We start from the raw sequence: 20235 nt of genomic DNA on the forward strand, positions 1-20235 counted from the left end.
GTGACCTGTGTAGCTGATTCGCGCAGGCCATTAAAACGAGGATTGGGTCATGTCTGAATTAGCCAGTTATTTCTGGATCGCTGTTGCGGTGCTTCTATTGCTTGTTGATCTGTGGGCGATCGTCAGTGTGTTTCGCAGTGACAAGTCGGCCGGGACCAAGGCAGCGTGGGCTTTGCTGCTGATCATTCTGCCTGTGCTGGGGCTGATCATCTGGGGCGTGGCCGGGCCTCGGGGAATCAAGGAAGGCCCGTCGTCGCCGGAGCACAGCAAGGGCTAACGGTTCTTCCAGCGACCGCCGGTGCTTTCACAGTCTTTTTGCGCTTGCTGCACTTGCTCGACGCCATAGTAGTACCAGGTAATCTGCGCGTGATCGGGAATGTTGACCGATCCACCGCTGCTGTCTTTGCTGGTGGAGCGAGGGTTCGCCAGGGTTTCCTGGGTGAGTCTGGCCTGGCAGGTCGCTACATATCCCTCTGCGCAGCGGTCAACCGGCTTCTTCTGGGTGCTGAGCGCCGTTTGGTTTTCGTTACTGCATGACCAGCCGACGGCTCCGTCCGGCATGCCTTTGTATTCATAGCAGGCATGGGTTTCGACGGCTGGAACCGACGGGCTCTGGGCCCGGGTGATGACGTCGCAGCCCTGAGCCATGACGGTGGCGGGGCTTGCACAGGCAATCAACAACAGGATTCTGGCATTCATGGTGGCTCTCCTTTTCGCGTTTTTCTGCACCTATCAATATCGAGGCGCAAAAGGAGTGCGCGTTCCATCGGCTTTCCAGCCGGTAGAACTCAGGAGCCGCGCGGCTGACGCCAGGCGTTAGCGGAATTTGGGCAACGGCCGTTCTATGGGCTTGAGGGATGACAGCGCATGCTGGATCGACGGAACGTCTTTATCAATGTCGTTCAGGCGATCCCGGATGCGTACGGCGGTCGGATGGCCGCCATTGTGGTCGACCCAGTCGGCAATTTCCTTGCAAGCCGCCGTCAGGCGAGTCTGACGCGATTCCAGCAGGGTAAGCAGGGTGGTGATGGACTCTTTTTCGGACATGTCACACCTCCATTCAGGGTTGATGAGGATGAGGCAGCACGACCCCCCACGGGCGGGTCGTACCGGTCGTTTAAGCGTAGTTGAGTTATTGCGGGTTTGCCGGGCATCCGGCGCTCGACGAGTGGCCGGCGCGCCGAATGAGTGAAGGTCATGGAATCAGCCTGACTCCTTGACCCAACTGGGTGCGACGCTCGCCCGCCAGCGCACGTCGGTGATGCCGTACTTCTCCGCAAGGGGTTTGGTAACCCGCTTGACCTTCTCCCTGCCGAATTTGGGTATGCGCCCGACACCCGCGTCGCAACTGGCCCAATGCCAAGCTTCGGAGTTATTCATCACTTCGGCTCGAATGATGAATGACTTGGGCTCGCCATGGAGCATGTAGTCGATGATGTAAAGCGATGGCCCGCCCATAAATCCTCCCTAATTAGTCCTATACGGATGGATGCGGAGGCGTTCTGAAAATTCAATCGGATTTCCAGACGGTCGAAATAGACACCTCAGCTGCCAGAATCCGGTCTACGACAAGCGAAACGAAGCAATGCTCACCGCCAGGAACCAAACCCGGTTAACCTTCTCCAAGGTGGGCATTCAAACATCATGCGCCAGGGAGCGGAGGCGTAGCAGTGCGGTACTACATAAAGGCAGAACATGAAAAACATCGCCAGGGCGCTGGTCATTGCAGTCCTCGCCAGCGGTTTGTCCGGGTGCATCGGATCACCCATCGAATTGGCTGCACAAACCGAGCAACGCTTGCGTGAACAGCCCCCGATCCGTTTCCTGCTGACGTTCGATGATGGACCGAGCGCATCGTCCTTCTGGAATCCGAGTATTGATGTGTTGGATGCCCTTGCGCAGAACCCGGTGCAATCCGGGATCAAGGCCGTGTTCTTTGTCCAGACCCGTGCCTGGCGCGCCGGCGACAGCGATATCGGTCGATCGGTGATGCATCGTGAGCAGAGCGAAGGTCATCTGTTGGGCTTTCATACGGCTACTCATTGGCATACCAATCATCGCTTCCTGAGTCCCGAGGAACTGGAGCAGTCGCTCACTGACGGTGGGGCCGACATAGCCGCCATTACCGGTGCGCCGCCCCTCCTGGTAAGGCCGCCATTCTGGAGTTATGACCGACGCACCTTCGCCGCCTACCAGCGACATGGCATGCATGTGCTGCTCACCGACCTGAGCGCCAACGACGGCAAGATCTGGGGGATCACCGCCAGTCCGCGCCGACGGATCAACCTGACCCGTCAGCTCTCCGAAGTGCGCGAGCGCATCGCTGCCGGGCAATTGCCGGCAGTCGATGGCGTGATTCCGGTGGTGGTAACGTTCCACGATCTCAATCGCTATACCGCACGACACGCCCGGGAATATCTGCAGATCCTGCTCGACAGCGCCAGGGCCACGGGCGTGAGGACCGACGCCAAGCCGTTCTATGACGATCGCCAGGCGTTGGCGCGGGCGGCCATGGCGCGTACGGTCAAGGAAAGCGGCCAGCCGGTGCGCCTGCCCGGCCTGTGGGACTGGTTCTGGGACTCGGATTCTCACTGATGCACGTTGCGACGTTCGGTCGGCACCCTGGCGCAACTGAGTGTAAGGTAGACGCTGTAACCCTTGGTCGATACCGAAGGAGGTTGACGATGAGTACCGCAATGCTGACGAAAATGCACATCAACGGTTATGACGTCCTCAGCGTAAACAGCGGCCCATGGCGGGTCTGTACCCAGGCTGACCGGTTGGGTTCCTTCGCCTCGCGTGAAGAAGCGCTGGCTTACGCGGCGGCGTTACCGGCCAGGAGAAGCCGCGAGGCGCGGGCGGCGAATGCCAAGTAATCACGGCGGACGCTAACCGTCCTGTGGGAGCGGGCTTGCCCGCGAAGGCAGCGTGTCAGTCAACATCCTCGCTACTGAGCCACCGCTTTCGCGAGAAGCCCGCTCCCACAAGGGTTCTGAGTTGATCACAAAATCTGTGGTTGTCAGCAAAACCGGGGGAGCGAGCCTGCTCGCGATGGCGTCGGGATGTTCACAACGCTTTACCCTGTAACCCGCGTTTTCAAGGCTGCGCCAGTTCCAGGGGAATCTCCAGGGTGAAGAGGGCGCCTTGACCAGGTCCATCGCTATGGACGTGGAGGCGGCCATTCATTTCGACCGCTGCCAGGGCGCAGCTGTGCAAGCCGAACCCATGACCATCCTTGCGAGTGGTGAACCCGTGGTTGAAGATGCGGGCCAGATTATCCGGGGCAATGCCTTCGCCCCGGTCCTTGACGCTCAGGCATAACGTTGTGCGGTCGACGATCCGTACACCCAGGGTCATTTCCCGTGGTCCGGGAACATGGGACATCGCGAATTTTGCATTACTGATCAGGTTGATCAACACCAGCAGCAGTCGGTGTTTATCGCCCATGATCCTGGGTGCGTCCTGATAGTCCTTGATGACCGTGACGTGGTGCCGGTTCAGTGCGCCCGAGTTCATGCGCAACGCGTCCTCGAACAAGTCACTGACATTGAGCGGCTCGATCAGCCGGGCCGCTCCGGCATAGGATTGTTGGGTGGTGACGATTTCCTTGATGTGGTCGACGCTTTTGGTCAATTGCGCCAGTTCATCGATCAGCAGTGCCTGCTCGGCGGCGATGGAATCGACCAGCTCATTGAAGTAACGGGGAAGCAATTTACCTTTTTCATCGTGGGTCATGAACTGGCCGAGGTCTTCGGTGTGTTCATTCATCATCTTCACCGCTTTTCCGAGTCCCTGTGTCTTGCTGTTCTTCAACTTACGGGTAACGAGCTCGGCGGAAATGTTCACGCTGTTGAGCACGTTCCCGACGTTGTGTAGTACGTTCGTGGCAATCTCGGCCATGCCCGCCATCCGCGCCGCGTCCACGAGTTCGCGCTCGGCCTCCATCAGTTCGCGGGTGCGCTCCTCGACCCGTTCCTCAAGTCGTTCATTGGACGACTGCAACTCATGGTTGATCAGGTTGATAACGGCGTAGCTGCGCACCAATCGCACCGCCAGGTAGATCATCAGCAACGCCATGAGACTGGCGCATACGGCCAGGTAGATATGGTATTGACGATCCGTTTCGGCGGTCCGGCGCTGTGTTTCATTCAGCAGTTCATTGATGTTGTCCAGCTCCTGGGCCACCGGAATCACGTTGATGCGGTCAAGCAGATCATTGACGATCGGCTGCTCCTCGATAATCGACCGGACATGCTGCGTCAGCGTGACAAAGGGAGGCTGATAGGGGGTGGGCAATTGGCGGATGTAGTTTTCCAGCTCGCTCAATTGACTCTCTACTTCCCTGGCTTTGTCCGAGGTGACATAGGCGGCGTATTCCATGGTCGTCAAGGTCAGTTCAAGGACATTGGAGGCCGCTGTCAGGCGCTCCGTCGCACTGCCCATTTGCAATTCCTTGAGCCGGGTCTGAATGTCATCTTCGGCCGTGGGCAACGCGTCCAGGGCCGTGCGCAAGATCGTATTGTGGCGTTCGAACTCTTCTACCAGCAGGGTCTTGTTCTTGATCGCATCCACATACCCCTGGCGCCTGGAGTTCCAAAGGGCGGCCAGAGGGCCGGTGTTGTTGAGCCGTTCCAGTTGCTCCCATCGACTGCCTGCTTCCGGCGGTGGGACCAGCGACAGGTTGTTATTGACGCCGATCTTTTTCCTCAGAATCTTGACGTTCCAGTTGGCGTCGGACTGCTTGAGTTGCCGGATGAAATCGCGGGACTCGAAATAGGTCGTGGTGTCGTAGGTATAGGACTTGATCAGGAAGAATATCAAGGCTGAGAAAACGGCCAGTGCGACGGCCAGCAAGGCAGGCCACTTATATTTTTGGATAATTGTGGTCACGCTGTTCTCCTGTCCGGGATGTTGATCGACGGAGTCGCTGGGTTTACGAGCCGGGCGAGGGTTTCAGGGAGGGAAACGATGGACTGAGGCTGTATTGAGCGGATTGATCGGCGCGCTGGCCTGCGTTTGCCTGGGTACACGTTGAGCTCCCTGCTGACGGTGAACAGTCACTCAGGCCAGTGTAGCGCTAACGGGAAGGAGCGATGCTGGCTGAGGGAAATGGCTCCAGACGTTGCGAAACAGGCGCGGCCAGGGCAGGCCGCGCCAGCGGGATTACTTGGTGTCGATGAAGGGCAGGGCGCCATTGGGCAGCACGGTGGTCGGCAAGACTCCGTTCCAGCGCTCGGCCTTGGTCAGTTCCACCAGGTTCTGGTTGCTGGCCAGGGCCTGGGCCCGCGCCTTGATCGCCTCGGCTTCGGCCTTGCCACGCAGTTCAGTGGCCAGTGCATCCGCTTTCGCCTGGGCGATCTGCGAGTCGGCTTCGGCCTGGGCCTGGGTCACGCGAATCTGTGCCTGGACCTGCTCGGTGGCGAGTTGTTGCTCGCGGGTCTTGACCTGGACTTCCGCTGCCATGCGCGCTTCGATCGCTTTTTCGTAGGCGTCACTGAAATCGATGTTTTCGACCTGGACGCTGTCGATGATCACCGGGCCGGTGATGGTGGACTTGATGGCGCTGGAAATATCGTTGACCAGCTGGACGCGGTTCTGCACGGCGGCCACGGCATTGAATCTGCCGAACACGTTCTCTACCTGGGTCGGTACCTGCCGGCTGATCATCCGGTCGCGAATACCTTCGATATCCTTGAACTGGCTGTAGACCTTCGCCACGTCCGCCGGCGCAATGTGCCAGGACACCGACACCTTGAGCTGGGCGGATTGCTGATCCTTGCTGTAGGCCTGAAGGTCTTCATAGGAAGTGACCTGGCTTTGTACGCTGATCAGTCGCACGGACTCGATGAAGGGCGTCTTGAACGACAATCCCGGCTCCACGACCCCGACCAGCGCGCCGTTGCGCAGCAGCACGCCGCGTTCGGTTTCGTCGACGGTGTACCAACTGCCAAAGAATACGCAGAGCAGGACGACGCCCACGATTGCTGCAACAAGAGAGCCGATGGTTTTGCTGGTCACTGTTCTTTCCTTTGAGAGTGGACTGGGGTTGCGATGTACCGGATCCGGCACTGAAATCGGTAGCCGTTTTCTGAACGCCAGACACGAAAAAGCCCTGAATGATCAGGGCTTTAACGTATAAATATGGCGGAGGCGATGGGATTCGAACTCATGGACCTGTTACAGTCGACGGTTTTCAAGACCGTTGCCTTAAACCACTCGGCCACACCTCCGTATTGCGTTGCGGGCGCCATAATACCCGAATGAAACACACTGTCAAACTCTCTACGTAGCTTGTTACAGGGCGTCTGTTATGATCCTTGCCACTGAATGTTTCAAACCGGAGGAGTGTCGCCATGCGCGAACAGGATTACGCAGTGAACAACAGCGTGCAGGCCGAGCAGCTAGAGGTTAGCCGTGTCCTGCGCAACACTTATGGCCTGCTGGCACTCACGCTGGCTTTCAGCGGTGTGATGGCCTATGTCGCCCAGCAGATGCATGTCGGCTACCCGAACGTGTTCGTGGTGCTGATCGGTTTCTATGGGCTTTTCTTCCTGACCAACAAGCTTCGTGATTCGGGCTGGGGCCTGGTCTCGGCGTTCGCTCTGACCGGCTTCATGGGTTTCATACTCGGACCGATCCTCAACCTGTACCTCAAGATGCAGGGCGGTGCTGAACTGGTCAGCTCGGCCTTCGCCATGACCGCACTGGTGTTCGGTGGGCTGTCGGCCTATGTGCTGATCACCCGCAAGGACATGAGCTTCCTGGGCGGTTTCCTCACCGCCGGGTTCTTCGTGCTGGTGGGGGCGATGCTGGTCAGCTTCTTCTTCCAGATCAGTGGCCTGCAATTGGCAATCAGCGCCGGTGTCGTACTGTTCTCCGCGCTGATGATCCTGTACCAGACCAGCGCGATCATCCATGGCGGCGAGCGCAACTACATCATGGCGACCATCAGCCTGTATGTATCGATCTACAACCTGTTCGTCAGCCTGCTGCAGCTGTTTGGCCTGATGGGCCGTGACGACTGACTTGCATCCCACGCTCGATGATTGAAAAAGCCCGCTTCGGCGGGTTTTTTTTCGCCCGCGATTTGGTGTGTGGCTAATTGCCTTAAAAGTGCCGCTATGTGATGGCGACTTTGAATAAATGATCTACACCTATGGGCAAGGGAGCGGTATCGCCAGGAAGGCATGGAATGAATCGCTTGCCATGCGAAGTCTCGCATCAACCCCTCAAGCACCTTGTGTTCGTCGACCGAGCCGGGACCCTGATCGTGCCCGGCTGTGAGCCGAAGGAGGTCATTCGCACTTTAGAAAGTGGACCGTGACAGGCTTGGCACCGTGCCGCCTGAAGACAGAAGGAGGTCCTGCGCATCGGCGAGGAAGCCGATGAGAGCGCACCTCCCTATAAGGAGATATTCGATGAACCATCCCCAAGGAAAAGTCGTTGCATTTCTGATTCTGGCGGGCGCGATGTCCGTGACCAGTGCCAAGGCCGGGACCTTCCCTGATTTTGGCTATGCGCCACCAAAAAGTGATTATGCGGGAGAGCTTTTCCAGCTCAGCCAGAACTACCCTACCGTGGCGCCGGGCGCTTCTTCGATGCCGGCGTTCTTCAAGCAGCTCCCCAAGACATTCTCCAACGACTTTGAAACCTGGCGCCCCTATATGAACGAGGCGAAGAAATACTGCCTGGAGGGCAATACCGGGATTGGCTGGAATGTGCAGAAGAACAAGGTTCGCCAGTGGTATCACATGCCTTGGCAGCATTACGGGCTCAACGGTCGCGAGGGTATCCACGGGCTTACCAAGGAGGCGCCGATCCAGCCCCAACAGTTGGCGAGTACGCAAACCGGCAGTGGCCAGACCTACGCGGTGGGCATCTACAACGACATAGGCGCCTACACCATTGGCCAAGTCTGGAAAGACCCACAAAACCCCGATCCGAGCTACACCTCCAAACCCAAGGGTTTCGGCAACGGCACGGTCGTGTGTAAGGCGCTGTTTGCCGATATCGACGTCAGTACGGTGCCGTTCCTGGCCAATCCGTTGCTCTGGAAGGCTTACACCGCCAAGACCTTCACCTCGACAAGCCGTGCCGTGACCAATGTTGCGCTGATCCAGATGGATATCGCAGTGCGCGACACCCGGGTGAGCGATACCGGCTGGCTCTTCGGCACTTTCCAATACAACGGCGCCATCACCGGTAAAGCGAATTGGGACAATCTGGTGCCGGTGGGGATCATGTGGGGTAACGATCCTCAGGATAACGGCCATGCGTTTACCAACCCGACGCCAACAGAAACCAAAATCAACCCGGCGTTGAAGCAGACCGCCATCAATGCCAATACCAAGGAACTGCCGCCGACTCACCTGGGTTGGAACGGGCGTCTCAATGGTCCGGTGGACAATCCCCAGGCGTCCTGTACGAGCTGTCACATGACCGCGGAATACCAGCAGAGGGCGCTGATGAACCCGACGTTCCAGGCCAATCCGCCGCCAGTCGGAGGGGATGTCTGGATGCAATGGTTCCAGAATATTCCGGCCGGACAGCCGTTCACACCGGGTACACAAAGCACGGATTACAGCTTGCAATTGTCCGGTGCCCTGGCCAATTTCTATAACTGGAAATGCAACCTCAGTGGTGTTTATGCGGACAACAGGAATGCCTGCGACAAGGCTCAGCCCCTCACGTTGATGAAAGAGAGCAACGTGCCCCAGGAGCAGGTGCACAAGGTACAACGTAGCCCGGAACCGGAATGACGTGAGCCCGGCCTCGGTCCATCGCCGAGGCCGGATCCGGCTCAGGTCATTGGTGGCAGACGCCGCTTGACCGGGGTCTTCTTGACGATGGCGGTGCTGGTTTCGGCAAGGACGTTGAGTTTGTCCAGCAGGGTGTCCAACTGTTCCATCGAGCGCACGTGCAGCCGGGCGATGAAGCAATCGTCGCCGGTCACCTTGTCACATTCGGTAAATTCGGGGATGGCCTGGATTTGCCGTTCCACCTCATGCAATTGCCCCGGTAGCGGGCGGATGCGGACAATGGCCTGGAGCTGGTAGCCGAAGCACTTAGGGTCCACCTCAACGGTATAGGCCCTGAGCACGCCGCGTTCTTCAAGCCGCCGCAAACGCTCCGCCACGCTGGGCGAGGAGAGGCCGCTCAGGTTTGCCAGGGCCTTGAGCGAGCGCCGGGAATCTTCCATCAGCGCACTGATGAGAATCTGGTCAATATCGTCCGTCATTTCGACTCCGTTAGGCGAATGTCAAAAATTGCCTTGATAAAAAAGGTCGAACCGCAGTTTAGCCTTTTTCGGCCTATGGAGAACCCCTTCGCCGGCTTGTCATACTGTGCCCACTTGCTGAAGGAGCTTGATGATGGACAAGACCTTACGTCGCGGTTCGCTGGAAATGACCGCCGCCATGCTGATTTCCGGAACCATAGGCTGGTTCGTGCTGGTTTCCGGCCTGCCGGTGCTGGATGTGGTGTTCTGGCGCTGTGTGTTCGGCGCGGCCACCTTGTTGTTGATTTGCGCCGGTTTTGGTTTTTTACGCCGGGACATCCTGACCCGCACGACATTTCTGCTGGCGGTGCTCAGTGGGGTGGCGATCGTTGGCAACTGGGTGTTGCTGTTCGCTTCCTACTCACGGGCCTCGATTGCCATTGGCACCGCGGTGTACAACGTCCAGCCGTTCATGCTGGTGGGGTTGGCGGCGTTGTTCCTGGGGGAGAAAATCACCGCGCAAAAGCTGTTCTGGCTGATGGTGTCGTTTCTCGGGATGTTGGCAATTGTCAGCGCCCACGGTGAACAAGGGCAGGGCAGTGGCGAGTACCTGGCGGGCATCGCCCTGGCACTCGGGGCGGCGCTGCTGTATGCCATTGCCGCGCTGATCATCAAGCGCTTGACCGGCACACCGCCGCACTTGATTGCGCTGGTGCAGGTCAGCACCGGAGTATTGCTGCTGGCACCCTGGGCAAACTTCTCGGCCTTGCCGCAACAGCCCGCGGGCTGGGCCAGCCTCGTTACCCTCGGCATGGTCCACACCGGGGTCATGTATGTGTTGCTGTACAGCGCGATCCAGCGCCTGCCGACCGCAATCACTGGCGCACTGTCATTCATCTATCCGATCGCCGCGATCTTCGTCGACTGGTTCGCCTTCGGCCATCGCCTCGAACCGCTGCAATGGCTGGGGGTGGCGGCGATCCTGCTGGCGGCCGCCGGGATGCAGCAAGGCTGGGGCATCAAGGCACGCCGTCCAGCCCTGCTGTAATGCGGGTCAGAAGATGTAGTCGGTGGTCAGGAAGTTCGAGTCCCGCTCGCGGATGATGTCGCTGATCAGCGCTTTGTTGCTCTCCTGGAACTTGGTCGCCACCAGGGTGCGGATCGAAAAGGTACGCAACGCATCGTGCACGGACAAGGTGCCCTCGGCCGAGTTTTTCCGGCCGTTGAACGGGAAGGTATCCGGCCCGCGCTGGCACTGGGCATTGATGTTGATGCGTCCGACCTGGTTGGCGAACGTGTCCACCAGCTTGCCGACTTCGGCCGGGTGAGTGCCGAAGATGCTCAGTTGCTGGCCGAAGTCGGACTCCAGCACGTAGTCGATCACGGTATTGAGGTCGCGATACGGCACGATGGGTACGACCGGACCGAACTGTTCCTCGTGATAGACCCGCATCGCGGTGTTTACCGGATAGAGCACGGCGGGGTAGAAGAATGAGCTGCGGGATTCGCCGCCGTGTGCGTTGGTCACCGCTGCACCCTTGGCCACCGCGTCGTCCACCAGCGAACGCAGGTAATCGATCTTGCCCGCCTCGGGCAGCGGCGTCAGCGCCACACCGTCGTCCCAGGGCATGCCCGGCTTGAGGGTGGCGAGCCTGGCGTTGAATTTCTCGATGAATGCGGGTGCCACGTCCTCATGGACGAAGAGGATCTTCAACGCCGTGCAGCGCTGGCCGTTGAATGACAGCGAGCCGGTCAGCGCTTCGCTGACGGCGTTGTCGAGATCGACGTCCGGCAGCACCAATCCCGGGTTTTTCGCATCCAGCCCCAGGGCGGCACGCAGGCGGTGTGGGCGCGGGTGGAGTTTCTTCAGGTCGCTGGCAGCCTTGTTGGTGCCGATGAAGGCGAAGATGTCGATCTTGCCGCTGGCCATCAAGGCGCTGACGGTTTCCCGGCCGCTGCCGTAAATCACGTTGATCACCCCCGCCGGGAAACTGTCGCGAAAGGCTTCCAGCAGCGGACGCACCAGCAGGACGCCGAGCTTGGCCGGCTTGAACACCACAGTGTTGCCCATGATCAAGGCGGGAATCAGAGTGGTGAAGGTCTCGTTCAGCGGATAGTTATAGGGGCCCATGCACAGGGCCACGCCCAGGGGCACGCGACGGATTTGCCCAAGGGTGTCCTGTTCCAGCTCGAAACGGCTGGAGCGTCGGTCGAGTTCCTTGAGGGCATTGATGGTGTCGACGATGTAATCGCAGGTGCGGTCGAACTCCTTCTGGGAGTCCTTGAGGTTCTTGCCGATCTCCCACATCAGCAGCTTGACGACGGTCTCGCGCTGCTCGCGCATGCGGGCCAGGAAAGTTTCCACGTGACGGATGCGTTCGGCCACCCGCATCGTCGGCCACAGGCCCTGGCCACGGTCGTAAGCCCGGACGGCGGCGTCGAGGGCGGTGAGGGCGGTTTCGGCATCCAGCAGCGGCGTACTGCCCAGCACTACCTGTTCGTCGCCTTGTTCACCGGCCAGGTACACCGGGCTGCGCACGACAGCCAGCGGTCCCGGCCAGGTCTTCAGCACGCCATCGACCAGGTATTCACGCTGCTCGATCCGCTCTTCGAGGCGATAGGCCTGGGGGATATCGGCGGCACTGGGAAACAGATTGGCGAGAAGGTTGGCTGTGGTCATGTCGTTACTCCATCAAAGAAATGAACCCCGGGACGACTAGCCGTCGTCTTCGCTTCCAGGGTTATACGCCTTAATGGGGGGAGTTTTTAAGTGGCATGGGCCGGCAACTGCGTTTTTGCCGACCCGGATGCGCAATGCTGCTCACTTGAGACTTGCGCAGTTCGCTGTGGCGAGGGAATAAAATCCCCTCGCCACAGTTCGGTGTTTTACCAGCGCATCCGTACCCCCAGGCTGGCAATCACGCCATTGAGGTCGTTGTCGTCGACATCGCTGCTGTAATCGGCGCTGACATACAGGCTCACCACGGGCGTGACCCGCGCCACCAGGCCCAGACCCAGTTCGACGGTGGAGGATTTGCGGCTGCTGCTGATCTTGTCGACCTTGTCCAGGGAAAGGGTGTCTGCGTTCTGGACGGTGTGCCACAGGTTGGTCCGCACGTAGGGCTCCACGCCCAGGCCGTTGACTTCGTAAGTACCTTTGAGCCGTGCCCCCACACGCCCGCTCCAGGTACTCAGTGCACTGCTGTTGCCGTCCTCGGCGTTACCGGTATCTAACGTCACACGCTGGTTGACCAGTTGAGCCTGGGGTTCGACCACCCAATTATCACTGATGCCGATGGGAAAGCCGCCTTCGACCGACAGCGTGACGGTGTTGCCTTCGGCCGCCTGGCGCTGACCTTGTTCGGTACGGCTGTAGCCGTTGACCCGGCCGCCGCTGGCACTCAGGTCCACGTGCCAGCCGGCGGGACCGGTCAGGCTCCAGTAAGCGCCCAGGTTCGTGCCTTGCAAGCTCAGCGCGTCTTTACCCGGTTCGGCCATGGCCGGGCTGACCAACACGCCGCCGACGTTGGCGATGATCTGGCTCTGGCCACCGATCAGGCCCACGCGCTGGGTATGGCCGTTGTCGTTGCGAATCGTGAACAAGGCGGGGCCTTTGGCGGATACGGGGTCGGCGTTGAAGAGGGTGGCATTCGGGTTGTCGGAGGGCGTTCGGCCATACCAGGATTGTTCGGCTGGCCAGGCCATGACCTCCATGGATGAGCACAGCAACAACGAAGTCGACACAGTGTAAAAAGTGGTCGTGATTTCTTGTGGGCGGGGGGAAGTTCTCATGGGGGGCTGCCTTGCAATCGCATGCGTTTCTCGCTTAGGGCGTCTCTCCTACCCCGAATGAGGGGCGACCGAATGGATTGAGGCAAGTCTCGGGCAGCCCGCCGCAACGGGTTCCGGAGGCCTGCCCCTGACTGTATTTCCGGGGGTAGTACGGTGTAGTCAAGAAGACCGATGCCGTCGCGTCAAGAAACTGTGCGATGAATGGCGATATGAAATCAGGCCCGATAAATAACTGATTATTTTCAGTTATCGATGGGCCTGATTGGCGTCAAATCACCGTCGGAAGAGGTCGCGATGGGGTCACCAACTGACCCGCATACCCAGATTGCCCGCCACGCTGCGTTGCTGGTTGCTGTCCAGGTTGTTGCTGTAATCCGCGCTGGCGTAGACGCTGACCGAGGGGGCCAGGCTCACGATCACGCCGATCCCCAGATCGCCGGTGGACGCACGCTGTTGGGTTTCGACCCGCTCGGTGTTGTCGAATGTCACCGAGTCGGTGCCGGAAAAGGTGTGCCACAGATTCGCCCGCAGATACGGCTCGACGGGCATGCCACTGACTTGATAGCGGCCCTTGAGCCGGGCACCGAGACGGCCGGTCCAGGCACCGTCGGAATCGAATTCGACCCTGGAGACCCCGTCATCCTGGGTGTCCAGGGAGATTTTCTGGTGGATGACCTGGACCTGGGGCTCCAGGACCCAATCAGTGGCCACGGCGAATGGGTAACCGGCCTCTGCAGAGAGAGTCAGCGCGTGTCCACGGTTGTCGATCTTGAGACCGCGGTCGGAGCGGTTGTCACCGTTCAGCCGGGTGCCCATCACGACCGCGTCGACGTAACCGCCGGTGGGATCGGTGAGCGTCCAGTAGAGCCCGTAGCTGTCGCCGTCGAGTTCTATTTTGCCGGCGCGCCGGCCCTGGAAGCCCAGGTTGAAGCCATCGACGTTACCGTTCAGTTCGGTGTGGCCGACGAAGAAACCGATGCGCTGGGTCTGGCCGCCGGACATCGGCGAGCTGTACAGGTCGTTGCCCACCTGGAAGCCTTTGATGGAGCCGTCGAACCGAGGCGAGACCGTGCCGGCCCAGGTCTGGTCCAGATCCTTGCCATAGACTCGCCCCCAACCCGCGCCGAATGCACCGGTTTCGGTGAGCAGGCGCTGATCGCCCTGGCGGTCATGGAAGGTGCCCAGGGCCAGCAGGGTCAGTTGCGCCGCTGCGGGGGGCAACACCGACCAGGTGGGCACTTCCGGACGATACAAGGGAATGGGCGCGGCGCCCGGCACCGCTGCGGGCAACGCAGGCAAACTCGGGCTGGGGGCCGCCACCGGTCCGGCGACCACGGTCGAGCGCAGATACCAGTTGTTGTCATTGCCGTTCACGCCGCCCTTGAACAAGCGGTAATCGAAAGCGCCGGCCGACACTGCATTGGCCAGCGAAAACGCGCCGCTGTCGCTGATCGCGCCGCCTTGGGCCTGGATCAGCTCGATACCGTTTTGCGTGGTCAGCGCCCCCGCGCCCCCCACATTCGTGACGGTGATGGCGGTGGTTCCCGTGAGCGTTCCTCCATTGACCACCAGCTTGTCACTGGGCGAGTCATCGGCTCCCAGAACAGATTGCAGGCGTAGCTGACCGTTGGTACCGACGTAGTTACCCTGCACGGTGAGGGTGTCGTTGGTGCGGGTATTGTCCCGGGTGAGGTCCACCGTTCCACCGTTGTTGAGGGTGGCCAACTGGCCGGCGGTGAATGGTGTGAGGCTACCCTGGGTCGAGGTCAACACGCTGTTGCTGTCGAGGGTGAGGGTGCCCGTGGACGTGGCGCTGTCGCCCAGGACCAGGGTGTCATTCAGGTCCAGGCGCGAACCCTGGGTAAGGTTGACGTTCTCCCAGTTGACGTAACGAGCGCCCGTGCTGGAAGTGCTGCCTTCAAGGGTCAGGATGTCCTGGCCCAAACCGCCATTCAGGCTTGGGGTGACGGCGAGCGCGGTTTCATCGAGGCCGCTCAACAGTGCCGTGTCATTGCCGTCACCCATCAGAATGGCAGAGTGGATCAGACCACCGCTCCACTGCAGTTGGTCATTGCCGGCACTGGTACGGACCTCACCGATGATTTCGCCACCGCTGATGGTAATGCTGTCGTTGCCGCCACTGACGCTGACGTTGCCGCCGATGCGTCCCGCAGACAGGATAATGGTGTCCTGGCCGAAGCCGGTCACCAGGTTACCGATGATCTGGCCGCCCGACATGTCGAAAAGGTTGTCGTCGAGCTTCATATCGACCCGGCCGATTGTACCGCCGCTCATGTGCGCGATATCGCCGTCTTCGAACGCGTCGACAATGGTGCCGCCGGACATCGTGAACGTATCGAGGCCATCACCCTGAGACAGCGACAGGATACGGCCGCCGGTCATGAGAAAATCGTCGGCCTCCGAGCCTTGGCTCACGTCACCATCGATCACGCCGTTTGCGTGGATTTCGATGCGATCGACGCCTTCGTCAAACGTGACGTCGCCCTGAATGATGCCACTGCCATTGGCAGGCAGGGTCAGACTGTTGTTGCCGGAAAGGTCCGTCAGCCCGGGGCTGGTGCCGCTGTCGCAGACATAGCTGTCATTACCGGCGGTTGGCGTCAGCGTACAGGCAGCCATGGCGGTGGGAAAGGGTAACAGAAAGGGTGTCGAAACCCACAAGGCGTTGAACAGCCGCTTGAAACCATGATCGTGCAAGCTCATATGCTATCCCTCTGCATCGGCATTCGGGGAACGCCGGTTTCAGCATCGGCTGCACGACAGCTGGCACACAGGGCCTGGCAACGCTCGCTGTATGGGATGGCACCGTAACAATGAACGATATACGTCGCTACTGTCAGAACTTACAGGTGGCACGTTGTCATCAGCGCTCCGTCGCCGGTTTCACAGATGCACTTCCACCGATAGCGGCAGGTGGTCGCTCAGGTGCGTCCAGGGTTTGCTGCCGAGGATTTTCGGGGCATGGCTGGTGGCGTTGCGCAAGTAGATGCGGTCCAGGCGCAGCAGCGGGAAACGAGCCGGGTAGGTCCTGGCCGGGCGGCCGTGGTGATGCTCGAAGGCTTCGTGCAGATATTGTCGCTGGGCGAGGGTGACGTTGCCGCGCAGCTGCCAGTCGTTGAAGTCGCCGGCGATGATCACCGGTGCGTCCTCGGGCAGGGATTCGAGCAATTGGCAGAGTAGTTTGAGTTGCAGTTGGCGATGGCTTTCCAACAGGCTCAGATGCACGCAGATGCCGTGGACTTCGGCATGCCCCGGCACGTCCAGTACGCAATGCAGCAAGCCACGTCGCTCCGGGCCGGTAATTGAAACGTCGAGGTTGCGGAACTGGCGGATCGGGTATTTGGACAGCAGTGCGTTGCCGTGATGGCCGTCGGGGTACACCGCGTTACGGCCATAGGCGAAGTCGCTCCACATGCTGTCGGCAAGGAACTCGTACTGGGACGTCTGCGGCCAGTTGTCGTAGCGCGAGGCATGACGGTCGTGCTCGCCCAGTACTTCCTGCAGGAAAACCAGGTCGGCGCCGGTACTGCGCACCGCTTCACGGAGCTCCGGCAGGATGAAACGGCGGTTGAGGGCGGTGAAGCCCTTATGGGTATTGACCGTCAGCACCCGCAGCCGATGGACCGCCGCGGGCGAGTCCAATGGCACCGATTCGACAGCCCGCCAGTCGGGATCACGAGTCACATTCACTCCTGAATCAAAGGTACCTGTTCATGCGACTGACGGGGGGCATTGGCAGTTCCGGATATTTACTGCGCTTTCGCGGCAGGCTCGTGTTCAACGAGAAAAATGGATACTCACAATATCCCGGACCACGCTGAAACCTGTGGGGGCGGGCTTGCCCGCGAAGGCGTCTGCATATTCCACATCCTTGTGACTGCCATACCGCTTTCGCGAGCAAGCCCTCTCCCACAGGGGATCACTGTTGTTCAGAGCATCGGCTGTGGCGGTCGAGGTTCAGATGAACACGATCTCGTATGGCAATCCCATGCGATCCAGGATGACCCGCGGCACCAGCGGGGCGATGCCGCTGGCGGGTTCGCCATTGAGCTGGCTGGCGTAGGCGTGCATGGCGTGGCGTTTGCGGGCGGTGGTCCAGACGTCCAGGCGCAGTTTTCGCGCACGGTGCCAAGGGATCTTGTTCTGCTCGCGAACCGGCCAGTGCCAGGCCCACACGGGTAATTCGTTGAAAGTCGCGCCCACGCTTTCGGCCGCCAGGGCACCGGCGCGGCCGACTGTTTCATGATCGCTGTCGCCGTCCTTGCGCCAAGTGCCGAACACCACGTCGCCGGGACGCAGGTAATGGCCGATGAAGGCGGTCAGTTGTGCCTCATGTTCGGTCAGGGCTTTTTCCGGGAAGCCGCCGCGTACCCACTCCAAACTGTGAGTCGATACGCCCAGGCGATGCAGGGCATCCACACTTTCCTGGGGGTGGGGCCGATAGATGCGCAAACGCTCATCGGTCCACAACTGCGAAGCAGGGTGGTTGAGGTCACCGTCGGTCACCGAAATCAGCAACATCGGATAATTCAGGTTGCTGAGCAACTGCAGCAAGCCGCCACAGGCCCCGATCTCATCGCCAGGGTGCGGGGAGAGAATGACGGCACGGGCGCCGGCGGGGATGAGTGTCTGGGTGCTGATGATGGGAATGTCGGCCAGCTGGGGGGAGCTGTTCCAGATTTGCGGGTGCTGCCGGCCTTGCAAGCGAGAGGCAAGTTTCATGAGGTACGTCCTTGTTGTATTCAATCTTTCAGCCACGCATCGGGCCGACTGCCCGGATGCCCCGAAAGGGGCTGGCTGCGATCCGCAGTGCTCCGAATCCTGGAATACCGCCTGCGAAGTATTGACCATGACGTTCGATTCGTCGCGTCACTTGTGTATCTGAACTGTAGTTTCTTATTCGAACTGGGCTGTACAAGCCGGTGACACGGCTTCAGGGCCGCGTCCTTGCGGCACCCGATTGTCTGTAACCGTTTGTCACCGCGCCAGTTTTACTCGTCGCGCTGCAACTCGAACAATAGCAAGGAGCGGCCCGTGACGGAGTATTCGGAATCGAAATCGAAACGCTCCTGGCCCCGCACCTTGGGCTGGTTGGTATCTACCATGCAAGTCCAGAAACTGCCTTCAGGCACTTCCGGCAAGCGGAAGTTGACGACGTCATGGTGCGCGTTGACCACCAACAACAACGTCGCGTCACCGCCCTTGCGGCGGATGCCTGTTTCCTGGGCGCGGCCGTCCATCAGCATCCCCAGGCAGCGACCATGGCCGTCCTGCCACTGTTCAATGGTCATCTCGCCACCGTCCGGTGCTAGCCAGGTCACGTCCTTGACGCCGATGTCCTCGTTGTAGTTACCCACCAGGAACCGTCCACGGCGCAGGATCGGATAGGCCAGGCGCAACTTGATCAGGCGCTTGACGAACTCGAGCAATGCCGCGCCGTCTTCGCTCAGATCCCAGTTGACCCAGCCGATTTCGCTGTCCTGGCAATAGGCGTTGTTGTTGCCATGCTGGGTGCGGGCGAACTCGTCCCCGGCGACGATCATCGGCGTGCCCTGGGCCAACAGCAGGGTCGCGAAGAAGTTGCGCATCTGTCGATGGCGCAGGGCGTTGATCTGCGGATCATCCGTTGGGCCTTCGACACCATGGTTCCAGGACAGGTTGTTGTTGCTGCCATCCTGGTTGTTTTCGTCGTTGGCTTCGTTGTGCTTGTCGTTATAGGACACCAGGTCGTGCAGGGTAAAACCGTCGTGGGCGGTGACGAAGTTCACCGAGGCATAGGGGCGGCGCCCGCGCTGATTGAACATCTCGCCCGAGGCGGTCATGCGACTGGCGAAGTCGGCCAGTTGGCCGTCGTCGCCTTTCCAGAAGGCGCGCACGGTGTCGCGGAACTTGTCGTTCCACTCGACCCAGCCTGGCGGGAAGCGTCCTACCTGATAGCCACCGGGGCCGCAGTCCCAGGGCTCGGCAATCATTTTGACCTGGCGCAGCACCGGGTCCTGGCGGCAGGCAACAAGGAAACTGTGGCGCTCATCGAAACCGTCGTGATACCGGCCCAGGATGGTGGCAAGGTCGAAGCGGAACCCGTCGACGTGCATCTCCGTGGCCCAGTAGCGCAGCGAGTCGGTGACCATTTGCAGCACGCATGGATGGCTCAGGTCCAGAGTGTTACCGGTGCCCGAATCGTTGATGTAGTAGCGTTTGTCGTCGGGCATCAGCCGGTAGTAGGAGGCATTGTCGATACCGCGCATCGACAGGGTCGGGCCTTGCTCGTTGCCTTCGGCGGTATGGTTGTAGACCACGTCGAGAATCACTTCCAGGTTGGCATCGTGCAGGTGCGCGACCATTTCCTTGAACTCGGCGATCTTGCCGCTGGCCAGGTAGCGCGGGTCCGGTGCAAAGAACGCGATGCTGTTGTAGCCCCAGTAGTTGGTCATGCCTTTGTGCAACAGATGCTGGTCGTTGACGAACGCATGGATGGGCAAGAGCTCGACCGACGACACACCCAGTTTGCGAATGTGTTCGAGCACGTCGTCGACCATCAGCCCGGCGAAGGTCCCGCGCAGGTTCTCCGGTACGGCGGGGTGGCGCATGCTGATGCCGCGCACATGGGTCTCGTACAGGATGGTCTTGTCCCAAGGCACGCTGACCCGATGGTCATGGCCCCAGGTGTGGGCAGGGTCGATGACTTTGCACTTAGGCACGAACGGGGCGCTGTCGCGCTCATCGAAGCTGAGGTCGCCATCGGGGTGGCCGATGGTATAGCCGAACAGTGCCTCGGACCATTTCAATTGGCCGACCAGTTGTTTGGCGTAGGGATCGATCAGTAGCTTATTGGGATTGAAGCGATGACCGTTCTCCGGATCGTAGGGACCATAAACGCGGTAGCCATAGATCAACCCCGGATGGGCATCAGGCAGATAGCCGTGGTAGATCTCGTCGGTGTACTCCGGCAGTTCGATGCGTTCGAGCTCGATCTCGCCAGTGTCATCGAAAATGCACAGTTCGACCTTGGTGGCGTTGGCTGAGAACAACGCGAAGTTGACCCCCAGGCCATCCCAGGTCGCGCCGAGCGGGAACGGCAGCCCTTCGCGAATCCGCGAGGCCTCGATAACAGGCGGCGGGGTGGTTTTCTTTGGACGGGTCATGGGTTGCTCCTGCAAAAGACAGACAGATACGGCAAAGCGGGTGGTTCAGAAATCATTGGT

Annotated in this window: 18 protein-coding genes and 1 tRNA gene; 6 read left to right on the forward strand and 13 right to left on the reverse strand. The window is 60.0% G+C overall.

The features are described 5' to 3' along the window. Positions 1–49 precede the first annotated feature (49 nt). On the forward strand, positions 50–277 hold the full coding sequence (locus FBY02_RS00240) for a PLD nuclease N-terminal domain-containing protein (protein ID WP_144921621.1): 228 nt from the start codon (positions 50–52) through the stop codon (positions 275–277). Here the strand turns inward: FBY02_RS00240 and FBY02_RS00245 are convergent. The 3 genes from FBY02_RS00245 to FBY02_RS00255 form a co-directional block, all read right to left on the reverse strand. Then, on the reverse strand, positions 274–699 hold the full coding sequence (locus FBY02_RS00245; protein WP_144921624.1) for a hypothetical protein: 426 nt from the start codon (positions 697–699) through the stop codon (positions 274–276). The two genes, FBY02_RS00240 and FBY02_RS00245, sit on opposite strands and share 4 nt — an antisense overlap. A gap of 117 nt (positions 700–816) precedes the next feature. Then, a complete protein-coding gene (locus tag FBY02_RS00250) occupies positions 817–1047 on the reverse strand; it encodes a hypothetical protein (RefSeq protein ID WP_144921627.1) in 231 nt (76 codons plus the stop codon). 156 nt (positions 1048–1203) lie between these two features. Beyond that, positions 1204–1458 carry a DUF6555 family protein gene (locus tag FBY02_RS00255; protein ID WP_144921631.1) on the reverse strand — a complete coding sequence of 85 codons (255 nt, stop codon included), beginning with the start codon at positions 1456–1458 and terminating at the stop codon, positions 1204–1206. A 237-nt stretch (positions 1459–1695) separates the two neighbouring features. Here FBY02_RS00255 and FBY02_RS00260 point away from each other — a divergent pair, with 237 nt between their 5' ends. After that, on the forward strand, positions 1696–2595 hold the full coding sequence (locus tag FBY02_RS00260) for a polysaccharide deacetylase family protein (RefSeq protein ID WP_144921634.1): 900 nt from the start codon (positions 1696–1698) through the stop codon (positions 2593–2595). An 89-nt stretch (positions 2596–2684) separates the two neighbouring features. Continuing rightward, positions 2685–2876, forward strand: coding sequence for a DUF2188 domain-containing protein (locus FBY02_RS00265; RefSeq protein ID WP_144921637.1), 192 nt, complete (start codon positions 2685–2687; stop codon positions 2874–2876). Positions 2877–3096: 220 nt separating this feature from the next. Here FBY02_RS00265 and FBY02_RS00270 read toward each other — a convergent pair whose 3' ends face one another. The 3 genes from FBY02_RS00270 to FBY02_RS00280 form a co-directional block, all read right to left on the reverse strand. Further along, positions 3097–4890 (reverse strand): DAHL domain-containing protein, encoded by a 1794-nt coding sequence (locus FBY02_RS00270; protein WP_144921640.1) that lies wholly within the window; start codon positions 4888–4890, stop codon positions 3097–3099. A gap of 273 nt (positions 4891–5163) precedes the next feature. Continuing rightward, positions 5164–6018: a prohibitin family protein gene (locus tag FBY02_RS00275; protein ID WP_047698608.1), complete on the reverse strand. Its 855-nt coding sequence runs from the start codon at positions 6016–6018 to the stop codon at positions 5164–5166. A gap of 124 nt (positions 6019–6142) precedes the next feature. Further along, positions 6143–6230: transfer RNA gene (locus FBY02_RS00280), tRNA-Ser, on the reverse strand. Between the two features lie 123 nt (positions 6231–6353). On the opposite strand from FBY02_RS00280, the gene FBY02_RS00285 reads away from it, so the two are divergent. Together FBY02_RS00285 and FBY02_RS00290 are read left to right on the forward strand one after the other, a co-directional pair. Next, positions 6354–7025 carry a Bax inhibitor-1/YccA family protein gene (locus FBY02_RS00285; RefSeq protein ID WP_041022045.1) on the forward strand — a complete coding sequence of 224 codons (672 nt, stop codon included), beginning with the start codon at positions 6354–6356 and terminating at the stop codon, positions 7023–7025. 393 nt (positions 7026–7418) lie between these two features. Beyond that, complete coding sequence (locus FBY02_RS00290) at positions 7419–8759, forward strand: hypothetical protein (protein WP_144921643.1); 1341 nt, start codon at positions 7419–7421, stop codon at positions 8757–8759. Positions 8760–8800: 41 nt separating this feature from the next. Here the strand turns inward: FBY02_RS00290 and FBY02_RS00295 are convergent, their stop codons facing one another. Next, positions 8801–9238: an Lrp/AsnC family transcriptional regulator gene (locus FBY02_RS00295; protein ID WP_144921647.1), complete on the reverse strand. Its 438-nt coding sequence runs from the start codon at positions 9236–9238 to the stop codon at positions 8801–8803. 133 nt (positions 9239–9371) lie between these two features. Between FBY02_RS00295 and FBY02_RS00300 the strand changes: the two genes are divergently transcribed. After that, complete coding sequence (locus tag FBY02_RS00300) at positions 9372–10265, forward strand: DMT family transporter (RefSeq protein WP_055128325.1); 894 nt, start codon at positions 9372–9374, stop codon at positions 10263–10265. 6 nt (positions 10266–10271) lie between these two features. Here FBY02_RS00300 and FBY02_RS00305 read toward each other — a convergent pair whose 3' ends face one another. From FBY02_RS00305 to glgX, 6 genes are all read right to left on the reverse strand, one after another. Next, on the reverse strand, positions 10272–11897 hold the full coding sequence (locus tag FBY02_RS00305; protein ID WP_144921650.1) for an NADP-dependent glyceraldehyde-3-phosphate dehydrogenase: 1626 nt from the start codon (positions 11895–11897) through the stop codon (positions 10272–10274). 206 nt (positions 11898–12103) lie between these two features. Then, a complete protein-coding gene (locus tag FBY02_RS00310) occupies positions 12104–13009 on the reverse strand; it encodes an autotransporter outer membrane beta-barrel domain-containing protein (RefSeq protein ID WP_144921653.1) in 906 nt (301 codons plus the stop codon). A gap of 300 nt (positions 13010–13309) precedes the next feature. After that, positions 13310–15733, reverse strand: coding sequence for an autotransporter outer membrane beta-barrel domain-containing protein (locus FBY02_RS00315; RefSeq protein WP_144921657.1), 2424 nt, complete (start codon positions 15731–15733; stop codon positions 13310–13312). Between the two features lie 180 nt (positions 15734–15913). Then, complete coding sequence (locus FBY02_RS00320; protein WP_144921660.1) at positions 15914–16714, reverse strand: endonuclease/exonuclease/phosphatase family protein; 801 nt, start codon at positions 16712–16714, stop codon at positions 15914–15916. A gap of 273 nt (positions 16715–16987) precedes the next feature. Next, entirely contained in the window at positions 16988–17752 is a 765-nt protein-coding gene (locus tag FBY02_RS00325; RefSeq protein ID WP_144921664.1) for a PIG-L deacetylase family protein, read from the reverse strand. A 269-nt stretch (positions 17753–18021) separates the two neighbouring features. Beyond that, positions 18022–20175, reverse strand: coding sequence for a glycogen debranching protein GlgX (gene glgX, locus FBY02_RS00330; RefSeq protein ID WP_144921667.1), 2154 nt, complete (start codon positions 20173–20175; stop codon positions 18022–18024). Positions 20176–20235 lie beyond the last annotated feature (60 nt).

It is taken from the genome of Pseudomonas sp. SJZ078 (genome assembly GCF_007828255.1).
Lineage (GTDB): Bacteria > Pseudomonadota > Gammaproteobacteria > Pseudomonadales > Pseudomonadaceae > Aquipseudomonas.

Coding starts and splice junctions, on each gene's coding strand:
- FBY02_RS00245 (WP_144921624.1), bottom strand. CDS start 699: ATGAATGCCAGAATCCTGTTGTTGATTGCCTGTGCAAGCCCCGCCACC.
- FBY02_RS00305 (WP_144921650.1), bottom strand. CDS start 11,897: ATGACCACAGCCAACCTTCTCGCCAATCTGTTTCCCAGTGCCGCCGAT.
- FBY02_RS00300 (WP_055128325.1), top strand. CDS start 9,372: ATGGACAAGACCTTACGTCGCGGTTCGCTGGAAATGACCGCCGCCATG.
- FBY02_RS00285 (WP_041022045.1), top strand. CDS start 6,354: ATGCGCGAACAGGATTACGCAGTGAACAACAGCGTGCAGGCCGAGCAG.
- FBY02_RS00255 (WP_144921631.1), bottom strand. CDS start 1,458: ATGGGCGGGCCATCGCTTTACATCATCGACTACATGCTCCATGGCGAG.
- FBY02_RS00310 (WP_144921653.1), bottom strand. CDS start 13,009: ATGAGAACTTCCCCCCGCCCACAAGAAATCACGACCACTTTTTACACT.
- FBY02_RS00265 (WP_144921637.1), top strand. CDS start 2,685: ATGAGTACCGCAATGCTGACGAAAATGCACATCAACGGTTATGACGTC.
- FBY02_RS00260 (WP_144921634.1), top strand. CDS start 1,696: ATGAAAAACATCGCCAGGGCGCTGGTCATTGCAGTCCTCGCCAGCGGT.
- FBY02_RS00315 (WP_144921657.1), bottom strand. CDS start 15,733: ATGAGCTTGCACGATCATGGTTTCAAGCGGCTGTTCAACGCCTTGTGG.
- FBY02_RS00290 (WP_144921643.1), top strand. CDS start 7,419: ATGAACCATCCCCAAGGAAAAGTCGTTGCATTTCTGATTCTGGCGGGC.
- FBY02_RS00250 (WP_144921627.1), bottom strand. CDS start 1,047: ATGTCCGAAAAAGAGTCCATCACCACCCTGCTTACCCTGCTGGAATCG.
- FBY02_RS00295 (WP_144921647.1), bottom strand. CDS start 9,238: ATGACGGACGATATTGACCAGATTCTCATCAGTGCGCTGATGGAAGAT.
- FBY02_RS00325 (WP_144921664.1), bottom strand. CDS start 17,752: ATGAAACTTGCCTCTCGCTTGCAAGGCCGGCAGCACCCGCAAATCTGG.
- FBY02_RS00240 (WP_144921621.1), top strand. CDS start 50: ATGTCTGAATTAGCCAGTTATTTCTGGATCGCTGTTGCGGTGCTTCTA.
- glgX (WP_144921667.1), bottom strand. CDS start 20,175: ATGACCCGTCCAAAGAAAACCACCCCGCCGCCTGTTATCGAGGCCTCG.